This window comes from Ezakiella peruensis, assembly GCF_900215725.1.
GTDB lineage: Bacteria > Bacillota > Clostridia > Tissierellales > Peptoniphilaceae > Ezakiella > Ezakiella peruensis.
This window is the reverse complement of sequence record NZ_LT962469.1, coordinates 532,473-543,823: the sequence shown is the minus strand read 5'-3', so window position 1 is coordinate 543,823 and position 11,351 is coordinate 532,473. Positions and strand designations below refer to the sequence as shown.

The following is an 11,351-nucleotide window of genomic DNA, read 5'->3' as shown; positions in this document are numbered from 1 at the left end:
TCTACCACCTAATTAATATTTCTAATAGTGCATGCTGCGCATGATATGCAAGACACAAGGAAAAAAATACCAATAAAAGTACTTATACCTCCAAGTATTAATGCTATCCTAGCTAACCTACTTTTTTTGTTATATCTTAGAGCCCTTAGCGAAATCGATATACCTAATATACCAAAAAGTATGGCAGTTGGCCCACTTAATTTTGTAACTACATAAAAAATTGATAAACACGATAAAATTAATGAAACAAAGGCAAGGTCGTTCCTAGGGTTGCCTACCAAATCTTCGTCAATAATTTCCTTATCGTCTCCATAATATTCATAATCTGACATTTCATTCTCCTTTCAACTTATTAATTATATCTTTTAAATATTCATAATCTGCAAGAGTATAAACTTCATCGGTCGGATCATTGGCTTTGCCAAAATAGATTCCGCTCTTGCTGGTAGATGGATCAGTATATTCTTTACTCGATGATATATGGACATATTCCAGACCGAGCTCTTTGATTATATCCACTGTATTGTATCTAACACCACCAGAAATTATCTGCGGTCCATCTATGGCTAAAAGTTCTCTTATGATATCTTTACCCTCAATTAAAGAATTTCCACCTTTTGTTAAAATTCTGGTGATTCCAATTCCCTTTAAGGTTTGGGCTGCCGTGACTTTATCTTTGACAACTTCAAAAGCACGGTGAAAAACAACTTCCATATTACCAGCCGCCTTCACAAAGTCTGCTGTAAAATTATAATCGATAGACCCATCAAAATTTAAAGCTCCAAAAACTACTCCATGGACACCCATCTCTTTAAAGGCTTTGACATCATTTAACATAACTTCTCTATCGTATTTTGAATAACAAAAGCCAGCCACCCTTGGCCTGACCATAGCCATTGTTTTTATATTTCTATCGACTAGGGCCTTTGCAAGTCCATAAGATGGCGTAAGTCCGCCCACGCTTGTGAGGCTTACAAGTTCTACTTGGTCTGCTCCTGCATCTATAGCTGTGACTGCAGACTCCAATGAATCCACACAAACTTCTATATTCATCTTATCACATCCTTTTTTGACTGTTATTCTAATTTATATTATAATATACATAGCAAATAAAATAAAGGTAAGAAAGGTATAAAATGAAAAATCTTTTTATTGATGCCAACGATGGCCACAAAATTCCAGTTTATATAAAAGAAGCTCCAAATGAAAAAGCTGTGCTTCAATTGGTTCACGACTCAATTGATAATTCGAGTCGTTATTTTGACATTCAAGAAGAGCTTGCAAGTTTCGGAATAACAACTGTAAATTCTGATACTAGAGGACACAACAAATCCGTTTCTAGCCCTGATGAACTCTTGTATTTTGGAGAGCACAATGGATGGAACAACTGTACTGATGATATCCACGTTGTAAACGAATACATGAAGACTATCAGCGACAAGCCAAGATTTGTTTTGGGTATGGGAATTGGATCTATGCTTGTCAGAACTTTTTTGTTTAAGTACGGCGAAGATATCGATGGGGCAATTTTAATCGGCAGTCTGCCATATGTAAGCAATCTTAAAATGCAATATTTAGAAAAGATTGTGAATTTTTATCTGGGAAAATATGGGTCGCATTATAGGTCTGAAAAGTTATATAACAAAGTCCTTAAACATTTAAACAAAAAATTTAAGGACACTTCTGGTTACTCTTATATCTCTAGTGACCTCCAAGAGCAGGATAATTTTAGAAAAAATCCTTTAAATCTTGGCATCCCAACTATATCTTTGTATAAGGATATTTTAAATGGCATTCGCTTGATGCAAAATGACACTTCAATTCACTATGTGCCTGATGATCTGAAGATTTTATTTATGGCTGGATCTGATGATGCTTTTTGTGGCAGCATCTCAAAGCAAAAATCCCTGGTTAGTTTCTATGCATCTAAGGGAAAGAATGCAAGCCTGGCAATTTTTGACAAGGCTAGACACGATATTTTGCATGACTATTCTAGGCAAGAAGCAATAAAGATTATTCTTGACTTTATAGAGGGTTCAAATGCCTTTTGCCCAGTCGATTAAGGATAAAGAAAATTTCCCCTATGTAAAAAGATTTTATTTGTTTTTTATACTTTTATCTGCGTCAACAACTTATGTTGCGACAAATGTCTTGACCCCTAATGCAATTGATCCAAAGCTTTTTTTGGACGATATGATTCCCCTCATTCCATTTACGGTTATTATCTACCACCTTTGGTATCCGGGCATCATTTATTTGATTTATAAGCTTAGATTTAACAAAGACCTTGACAATATGCTTAAAGACCTGGCCCTTGCAATGAGTATTTGTATTTTTATCTACAAGCTCTTACCATTTTGTGTAAGTGTTAGGCCACAAAACCTGGGGGATGGTTTTTTTAATTGGGCATTAAAGGTAACTTATATGATGGATGCTCCCTCATCCTCAATGCCCTCATCACATGTGCTTTTATCCTGCATCTGCTATCACTATGCAAGCAAAAACGATGAAAAATATTTAGCTTTTTATAACACGCTAATACCTATAGTAACCCTAACTACAAAGCAGCATGTCATTGCAGATGTCTTTGTTGCAATTATTTTCGGATATTTTATTTTATTTAGATTTAAGAAAGATACAAAAGGAGGATTTGATGGAATTTATTATTCAAATTAAAGACTTCCTTTGGGATTATGTAATTATATTTTTATTAGTATTTACTGGAATATTTTTTAGCATCCGCTTAAAATTTCCACAAATTACTAAACTCTCATTGGCGGTTAAAGAAACTTTAGGAAATTTATTTAAAAAARATGACAGCCCTAAAGAAGAAGGAGAAGTCAGCTCTTTCCAAGCCCTATCGACAGCTGTCGCCTCTCAACTTGGCACAGGCTCTGTAGGCGGAGTTGCATCAGCAATTATGACTGGCGGACCAGGTGCAGTCTTTTGGATGTGGATATCAGGACTTCTTGGCATGAGCACTATCTTTGCAGAAGCGATTCTAGCTCAAGTTTTTAGGCAAGAAAAAGATGGCGAAATTTATGGTGGACCCGCCTACTATATCAGCCAAGGTGTAAAAAATAAAAAAATTGCAAAAGTCTTATCAGTTTTATTTGCAATATTTTTAATACTTGCCCTAGGTTTTGCAGGCAATATGGTTCAATCCAATTCAATTGCCCTTTCTATGAATGAAGCCTTTGGAATAAACCCAGCTTACACCGGAATTGTTTTGGCAGTTTTGGTCAGTATGATTGTTATGGGTGGTGTGCAAAGAATTTCTAAAATTGCAGAAATGATTGTTCCTGTAATGGCCAGTATTTTTATTTTATCCGGCCTAGTTATCTTGATTATGTTTAGGCAAAATATTTTACCAGTCTTTAAGGCGATTTTCCAAAGTGCTTTCTCTACCTCAGCTGTATTTGGTGGCGCTGTTGGAATTAGTATTCAAACAGCTATAAAGATGGGCTTATCACGTGGTTTATTTGCCAACGAAGCAGGTATGGGTTCGACTCCACATGCCCATGCAGTTGCCAATGTTGACAAGCCAGCTGACCAAGGACTCTCAGCAATTTTCGGCGTCCTTATCGGAGTTGTTATTTGTACAGTTACAGCTTTTATTATTTTACTAACAGACGCTCATATATTTTCTCACGCAAACGGCCTAGATTCAGTTGCCGTTACACAAAAGGGTTTTGAAATTGCCTTTGGTAAAGCCGGCACAATATTCCTGGCAATAAGCTTGTTCTTCTTTGCCTTCTCTACAATTGTGGGTTGGTATTATTTTGGAGAATCAAATATTGTATACTTATTTGGTAGCAAGGCTGTCTTGGTCTACAGACTTTTAGTAGTAATTGCTGTAATAGTTGGCACAGTTGTTTCCGTTGACTTTGTGTGGATCCTATCAGATACCTTTAATGCTCTGATGGTTATTCCAAATATAATCGGGCTATTATTGCTATCAAAAATTGTTGTTAAAGAAGCCGCTCGCTTGAATGAGCCCATGTTAAAGTAGGAGGAATTATGAATACGATTATAGTAATTAAAGATTTTTTATGGGATTATCTCCTAGTGTTTCTACTTGTATTTTCTGGTCTGTATTTGACAATCAAGCTTGGATTTTTGCAATTTTCAAAAATTGGACGAGCCTTTAAGGAATTAAAAAATTCAAAAGAGTTTACAGATATTCCTGGTTTAGTCAGTCCAAGAGAAGCCCTCTATACTTCCCTTGCCGCCCAAATCGGTACGGGTAATATTGCAGGCGTTGCCGCAGCAATTATGCTCGGCGGACCCGGTGCAGTTTTTTGGATGTGGATTTCAGGATTCTTAGGAATGGCAATTATGTACTCAGAAACTGTGCTCTCTGTTCTCTATAGAGAAAAGAAAGATGACGAATACTTTGGTGGCCCTGCTTATTATCTATCGAGGGGAATAAAAAATAAAAAGTTAGGAAAAATCCTTGCAACTTCATTTGCAATTTTTATTGTAGTCGCCCTGCCCTTTACAGGCAACATGGTCCAATCCAATTCAGTGGCCAGCGTTGTAAGTAGTTCTTTTAATATAGACCCCGTATACACAGGTGCTTTTATAGCGATTTTGTTGTCCTTTATTATTATTGGTGGTGCAAATAGAATTGCAAAGATTGCTGCAAAAGTTGTGCCCTTTATGATTGGAATGTTTGTAATACACGGAGCAGTTATTCTCTTAAAATTTTCGGATAATCTTGGAGAAGTTTTTGCAAGCATTTTTAAAAATGCCTTTACATTAAATGCTGCCATTGGCGGCACAGTAGGCTTTACTTTAAAGCAAGCAGTTAAACACGGACTTGCACGCGGACTTTTTTCCAATGAAGCTGGTATGGGATCAACTCCTCACGCAAATGCAATCGCAGATGTAGATCAAGCTTCAAAGCAAGGTTTAATTTCAATGATTACAGTTTTAATTGACACATTCTTGGTCTGTACTGTATCAGCTCTGATAATCCTAGTAACCAAGTCCAATGAGATGCCAGCTGACAACTATGCAGGAGTTTTGCAAAACGGTTTTGATATTGCTCTTGGCGGATCAGGATCAGTCTTCTATGCAATATCAGTATTCTTCTTTGCTTTCTCGACAATACTGGGCTGGTATTATTACGGAGAGTCGAATGTTATGTATCTATTTGGAAAGGACGCAATTAATTACTACAAGATCTTTGCAATTATTGCAGTTGTTGGCGGAACAATTGTTCAAGTCGAATCAATTTATAATATCAGCGACCTCTTGAACGGCTTTATGGTAATACCAAATATAATAGGTATCTTGCTACTTACAAATGAAGTAGTAAAAAATAAAAAAGAATATACAAACTTAATTAAACACAAATAAAAAGTCAAATCTAAAATATAAACTGGGCAGAAAAGATTTTCTAGCCCAGTTTTTTATTTGTCTTTTATTTTAAAGTCTCTAGCAATAAGCTTAATACAAGGCACAAAAAAATCCTGGGTAAACCCAAGATTTTTTTATCTTTCTATTAGTCTAGTTCGTCAAACATCTTAAGTGCTTTTGCACCGTAAGCTGTGCCAGGTCCGCCATTCATTAGAATGCATGCCTTGATAACATCGACCAATTCTTCTCTTGTGCCGCCAGCTTTTTTGAAGCTTGTAATGTGGGCTAGCATGCAAGGGATGCACTTGATTGTAATTGAGATTCCGATTGAAACCATTTCCTTTTCTTTTAAGGTAATTGTGCTGTCCTTGGCATATTCGCCATGCAAATTCATAAAGCTACCCATCATGTCTGGGCAAGCTTCATATAATTCTTTGCTCATGTCTTGATTGTTTTTAAATTCTTCTTTGTAGTTCATAATCTACCTCCTAAATTATTAATTGTATTTTGCAATCAACCCTCTTGGTTAATTTTAGCAAACTATAAATTGGATTAGCATTTAGCATCTCCATCAATCTATTATTTAGTTCTTCCTCATCGCCATCAGCATAATAGTAGATTTTTATTACTATATCTTCAATTTCAGATAAGTCCTCATAGCCTCTTACATTTAAAACCCTAAGAGGATTTGTGAGTTTATAATCAATCTTACCTTCAATTTCTTCTATAACAATTCCCTGGCTCTTGCACTCACTTACCAGAATTTTCATAACACTTGCAAGCAAGCTTCCACAAAAATAATTCAAAGCCGAAATATTTTCTGCCTCTATATCAAAGCTTATTGCATCACTCACCCTAAAGCTGTTGTTATCTGTGTATACATTAACATTTTTTAGGTCGTTCATGGTTGCTCTTAGAGAAAAATTTGAAAAATCTATTCCTTCCAGCCCTGACATAGTACTCTCCTTGCTTGGTCCATAGCCTTTAATTTTTCAGCAATAATGTCATAAGAATTCATTGGTCTGTTGGCAAAAGTTGCAAAGCCACAGTCCGGATTTAGCATTAGCCTATCAGCTGGAATAAATTCCAAAGCCTGTTCAGCTTTTTTGACTATGGTATCAACAGATTCAATCTCATCAGTTCTGGGATTTACAACACCCATTCCCAAAATAATACTGTCTCTTAATTTTTGAGAATTAAAGAGGGATTTTAAATCACCCGCCCTATCAGTTGAATATTCCAAGAATAATATATCTGCATCGATGTTTTCAAATAGATCAATCAAAGGTGTGTAAGGGCCCGATAATAAAATCGATTCGTCCCTACTCCAGTTGCCCCTGCAAACATGGAGGGCTGCCTTTGACTTTGATCTGTCGACTTTTTTCATTACAGATGAAATCAAGTGCTTGGCAAATTCCAGCTCCTCAGTTGGGTCTTTTCTTTCAGAAAGAGCAGCACACATAAAGGTCCTTGGCCTGCCTTCTGTAAATACAACTTCAGTTAAAACTGGTTCGTCAAATTGAATTATGTCGACTCCAATTTCTTGGATTTCTTTTATTTCATCAGACATAATTTTGATTACATCTTCGCCCAGTTCCTCTTTGGAAGCATAACCTTTTTTGGATAATTCAGGCAACCACATGGACCTGGTCACAAGATATGGACCAGGCAATGTGATTTTAACCTTTTTATCTGTTAATTTTTTTATCCTTCTAAGCTCATCTGCGACCAAAGATTTTCTGCGACTAATCTTGTCAACGCAAATGGCGTTTTTGATAGCGATAGCAGGTACATCCAGAGTATCTAGTATTAATTCAAAAGACTTTTTATCTTCTACATAATCCAAGAGCTCACTCATAGACATCTGCCTAACGCCTTCTAGGCTTTCCGAAATAAAGGATACATAATTATCCCTGTGTAGTTCACCTGAAGTAATATAATCGAGCTTTGCAGCTTCCTGCAAATGAACTACTTCCTTGGTTTTTTCATCTATAATTTGATTGAATTCTTGGTCAGATATAGAATTATTCCTGTGCTTTCTAAGAATTCTTAATAAGGACTCTTCTCTTGGCATGCTGCCAATTAAAGATAATTCGAACATTATTTAAAAAACTCCATGTATTCGCAGGCTTCCGTAATTTGTTTGAATCCTTGTGTCCTACCTGGCTTCCATTCTTTTAGACCTTCCATATCCAAGATTTCTTTGTCTTCTTTTTTGTTATAGTCCATTGAAAGCATAATTTCTTCGAATTTTTTAATTGTTTCATCAGCTACACTTGGGTGTACGTCAAAGATGCAATGGTCAAAGTGTGGTGTTTCACCAATCTTTACAATTTTATTTTCATCAACCTTACCATCTTTTTTCCAAGCTTCCCAGTTTAAATCGAGGGTAAATGATGCATCTACATCTCCATTCATCAAAGCTTGTAGGGCGTCATATTCTCCACCAACGTGGTCTCCGTGTAGGCCAACGCCAATGTCATAACGTTTTTCTGTGTAGTCTTTGCCAAATTCCAAGCCTTCGTGTTTTAGATAATTAATTGGAATAAGTCTTGCTTGAGGTGAGTCAATTGCACCAAAACCGATTGTCTTTCCCTTTAGGTCACTTGGTTTTTCTGCTTCACCTTTTCTAGCAACCATAATTGTCTTTCTACCTTGGTCTGTATCTCTCATCAAAGAGTATTTGAATGAGTTATCAGTTCTTAAAACTGTGTCCAAGTGTGCAAGCGGAGAGTTCCAAGCCATATCAATTTCGCCTGCAACTAAAGCATCTACTTGTAATTTATAATCTTTAAAGAAAACTGGTTCAATTTCCATGCCTCTTTCTTTAAAGAACTTTTCAATTAGATCCCAGATAACTGTTACCTTTGGATCGTAAATAACTGCACCAATTTTTAACATAATTTCTCCTTAGATTAAATCTTGTCCTGTAACTGCCTTACCTAACCATGTGATTAGAACGTCTACTGATGGAGCCATGATTTGTCCTGCATATGAGTCTCTCATGTATCTTTCTAGAGGTCCATTGCCGTTGTAAGCTTTTCCTCCGCCAATTCTCATTGCCCATTTTGCACATTCGATAGCGCCTTCTGATGCATTGATTCTGGCTGATAAGATTTTTGGAAGCGCATCTTCTTCACCATTTGCTGCTGCTCTAGCTGCTTCAAATGTGAAATATTTTGCTGCATGGCTTCTGTTATATAGATTTGCCAAATGAATTTGAACTGTTTCAATGTGAATTAATCCTTGTCCGTTTGGATATACTCTATCGATTGCATGCTTACGAGCTGCTTCGTACATAGCGAGTGAAAGACCTGTGTAAACACTTGCAAGTCCTACAATAAAGAAAGGAGCAACTGTGCCAAAGATTTGGTCAATAGCTGTGCCTGGTTCACCAACCATGTATTTATCTTCTAGTTTTACATTTGTAAGTGTCATTGGGCATGAAACGTTACCCTTCATACCTACGCCATTCCATTCGTTCATGTCAAATGTAACGCCTTCTTTTTTAAGTGGAACTAACCAGTTATCTGTAACGCCTTCTTTTTGTGAAGGAGCACTTATTAAGTAGTAGCTTGCTTGTTCAGCTGAAGTAACCATTGATTTTCTTCCGCTAATAACTGTGTAGCCATCTCTAAATTCTGCTTTTAATTCTGGAATATAGAAGTGAGTACCTGTTCCAAATTCACTGTAAGCTAGCGCGCAAAATTCATTATTGTTTACGATTGCTTCACAAACTTCTTTCTTTAATTCTTCTGAACCGTGATTTAAAACAACCATTAAACAAACGTTATGCATCATGTAGCATAGACCTGCTGAAGCACAGTATTCTGCAAAACCCATGCAAGCTTCTGCGTGTTCTTGCATTGTAAGTCCGTCTCCGCCATATTCCTTTGGAACCATCATCTTTAAAAATCCTTCTTTGCCTAGGGCTTCAAATGTTTCCTTTGGGAACCTAGCGTTCTTGTCAATTTCTGCTGCGTATGGTTCAATATGTTTTAAACCAAATTCTCTTGCTTTTTCGTATATTTTCATAATACACCTCCTACAAATCATTGTATTATATAAGATTTTAAAAATCCAATTAAAAATATCTATACAAAAGGTCTCGTTATAGATTATTTTTATAAGTGCCATATATAGTGGATATTGTCTACTATAATATACTTCTATATACTTCATTTTTTATTAATTCCTATAAGCAGATTTCAAAAAATATTTTACATGGATTTAATTAAAAGGAATTCTTTACTTAACATTTGTACACTAAGATCAAAGCATAAAGATTTTAAGGAGGAAATATGAAAAAAACTTTATCACTTTTATTAGCCTTGGCACTTGTACTTACATCTTTTGTGCCAACATTTGCTGCAGATAACAGCAAAAAAGAAGAACAAGCAGTAATCAAAAATGTAATCATGATGATTCCTGATGGGATGAGCTTTGAAGCTTTTACACTTGCCAGATGGTTCACACCTGATTGGAAATTTGCTTTAGACGAAATCCTAACCGGCTCAGTTAGAACAAATAACTCTGACGTTCCTATGGCTGACTCAGCTCCAGCTGCTACAGCTATGTCAACTGGTTATAAATCAGAAGCTCCCTACATTGGCTGCTACCCACAAACATTTGGTATGGCTGGTGCAAAAAACTATGATCCAGCAAAAGCTGACATGCCAATCGCAACAGTACTTGAAGCTGCAAAATATTCTGGCAGATCAACTGGCCTTGTATCAACATCCAGAGTTAACCACGCTACACCAGCCGCATTTTACTCCCACCATCCAAACAGAAGTGAATACGACACTCTTATTGAACAAGGCGTTTACCAAAACCTTGACGTAGTTTTGGGTGCAGGCACAAATTATCTAACAGCTGAAAAACGTAATGATGGCGAAGATCTAATCTCTGTTCTAAAAGATAAAGGCTATGATTTTATTACAAAACGCGACGAACTTTTAAAGGCAAAAGCCGACAAGCTTTGGGGTTTATTTGCAAAAAAAGACTTGGCTTATGATTTAGAAGCTGATAAAACAGTTGAACCAAGCCTAGAAGAGATGACCAAGAAAGCTATTGAAATTCTTTCAAAGAATGAAAACGGATTCTTCTTAATTGTTGAAGGTTCAGAAATCGACTGGGCTGGACACTCAAACGACCCTGTTAATATGGTTGGCGACATCCTTGCCTATGATAAGGCTGTAAAAGCTGCCCTTGACTTTGCTAAGACAAATAAGGATACTGTTGTTATTTCTGCTGCTGACCACGGCACCGGCGGAATTACAATGGGTAACTACCACACAAGTGGAACTTACACAAAAAATAAACTTGGCTACTACACAGATCTTATTAAAAATGCCAAGGGCGGAGCTTTAAAAGCTTCCAGCGAATTGGATGAAGACCGTACAAATATCAAAGAAGTTGTAAAAAAATACTTTGGTATTACAGACCTAACTGATGAAGAAGTTAAATTTATCAAAGAATATGACAGCGCTGAATCAGGAATTGGTCTTATGATAAGCGAACGTTCAGGTATTGGCTGGACAACTCACGGCCACGTTGGTGGAGACATCGGCCTCTACTGCTACAGTTCAAATCCAAATGTACCTGCGCTTTCAAGAACTATTATGAATAACGAAATTGGTGAATATATTGCAAGAATTATGAACTTTGACTTAGATTCATTAACCGAAGAACTCTTTGTTCCTGCTCGTCCAGCTCTTGAAGCAAAAGGAGCAAAGGTCGAATGGAAAAACGTTTCAAAAGACAAAGAAAAGAAAAATCATGAACTAATTGTTACTAAGGGTTCAAATACCTACCGCTTCCCTGTTAACAAAAATATTGTTTATGTAAATGGTCAAGCAAAAGAATTTGATGGATTGACCTTATTCAATGAAAAGGCTGTATTCCTACCAAAGGCAGCTATCGACCTAGTAAAATAAGACAATCTTTTAATAAAATCTAAGGAAAATTTTTCCAATATAAAATCG

12 protein-coding genes are annotated in these 11,351 nt (G+C 36.4%); 5 read left to right on the top strand and 7 right to left on the bottom strand.

What is annotated here, in order from left to right; translation table 11 throughout:
• Positions 1 to 8: 8 nt before the first annotated feature.
• Positions 9 to 332 (bottom strand): hypothetical protein, encoded by a 324-nt coding sequence (locus tag CUU59_RS02590; protein WP_099950457.1) that lies wholly within the window; start codon positions 330 to 332, stop codon positions 9 to 11.
• A 1-nt stretch (position 333) separates the two neighbouring features.
• A complete protein-coding gene (locus CUU59_RS02585) occupies positions 334 to 1,053 on the bottom strand; it encodes a copper homeostasis protein CutC (RefSeq protein ID WP_099950456.1) in 720 nt (239 codons plus the stop codon).
• 83 nt (positions 1,054 to 1,136) lie between these two features.
• Between CUU59_RS02585 and CUU59_RS02580 the strand changes: the two genes are divergently transcribed.
• From CUU59_RS02580 to CUU59_RS02565, 4 genes are read left to right on the top strand one after another with little or no spacing between them, the layout of a single operon-like run.
• Positions 1,137 to 2,063, top strand: coding sequence for a serine aminopeptidase domain-containing protein (locus tag CUU59_RS02580; protein ID WP_099950455.1), 927 nt, complete (start codon positions 1,137 to 1,139; stop codon positions 2,061 to 2,063).
• Positions 2,041 to 2,676, top strand: coding sequence for a phosphatase PAP2 family protein (locus tag CUU59_RS02575; protein ID WP_099950454.1), 636 nt, complete (start codon positions 2,041 to 2,043; stop codon positions 2,674 to 2,676). The genes CUU59_RS02580 and CUU59_RS02575 overlap by 23 nt, the downstream gene beginning before the upstream one ends.
• Positions 2,654 to 4,012, top strand: coding sequence for an alanine/glycine:cation symporter family protein (locus CUU59_RS02570; RefSeq protein ID WP_245870537.1), 1,359 nt, complete (start codon positions 2,654 to 2,656; stop codon positions 4,010 to 4,012). Before CUU59_RS02575 ends, CUU59_RS02570 begins: the two co-directional genes overlap by 23 nt.
• An 8-nt stretch (positions 4,013 to 4,020) precedes the next feature.
• Complete coding sequence (locus CUU59_RS02565) at positions 4,021 to 5,364, top strand: alanine/glycine:cation symporter family protein (protein ID WP_099950452.1); 1,344 nt, start codon at positions 4,021 to 4,023, stop codon at positions 5,362 to 5,364.
• A gap of 145 nt (positions 5,365 to 5,509) precedes the next feature.
• Here the strand turns inward: CUU59_RS02565 and CUU59_RS02560 are convergent, their stop codons facing one another.
• Genes CUU59_RS02560 through CUU59_RS02540 form a run of 5 tightly spaced genes read right to left on the bottom strand, consistent with a single transcriptional unit; the run spans position 5,510 to position 9,399 of the window.
• A complete protein-coding gene (locus CUU59_RS02560) occupies positions 5,510 to 5,842 on the bottom strand; it encodes a carboxymuconolactone decarboxylase family protein (protein WP_099950451.1) in 333 nt (110 codons plus the stop codon).
• Positions 5,843 to 5,852: 10 nt separating this feature from the next.
• Complete coding sequence (locus CUU59_RS02555) at positions 5,853 to 6,320, bottom strand: hypothetical protein (protein ID WP_099950450.1); 468 nt, start codon at positions 6,318 to 6,320, stop codon at positions 5,853 to 5,855.
• Positions 6,299 to 7,465, bottom strand: a complete 1,167-nt coding sequence (locus CUU59_RS02550) for a cobalamin-independent methionine synthase II family protein (protein ID WP_099950449.1) — start codon at positions 7,463 to 7,465, stop codon at positions 6,299 to 6,301. Before CUU59_RS02550 ends, CUU59_RS02555 begins: the two co-directional genes overlap by 22 nt.
• Entirely contained in the window at positions 7,465 to 8,265 is an 801-nt protein-coding gene (locus CUU59_RS02545) for a phosphate/phosphite/phosphonate ABC transporter substrate-binding protein (protein WP_099950448.1), read from the bottom strand. Before CUU59_RS02545 ends, CUU59_RS02550 begins: the two co-directional genes overlap by 1 nt.
• A gap of 9 nt (positions 8,266 to 8,274) precedes the next feature.
• Entirely contained in the window at positions 8,275 to 9,399 is a 1,125-nt protein-coding gene (locus CUU59_RS02540) for an acyl-CoA dehydrogenase family protein (protein WP_099950447.1), read from the bottom strand.
• 266 nt (positions 9,400 to 9,665) lie between these two features.
• Here CUU59_RS02540 and CUU59_RS02535 point away from each other — a divergent pair, with 266 nt between their 5' ends.
• Positions 9,666 to 11,303: an alkaline phosphatase gene (locus CUU59_RS02535; RefSeq protein WP_099950446.1), complete on the top strand. Its 1,638-nt coding sequence runs from the start codon at positions 9,666 to 9,668 to the stop codon at positions 11,301 to 11,303.
• Positions 11,304 to 11,351 lie beyond the last annotated feature (48 nt).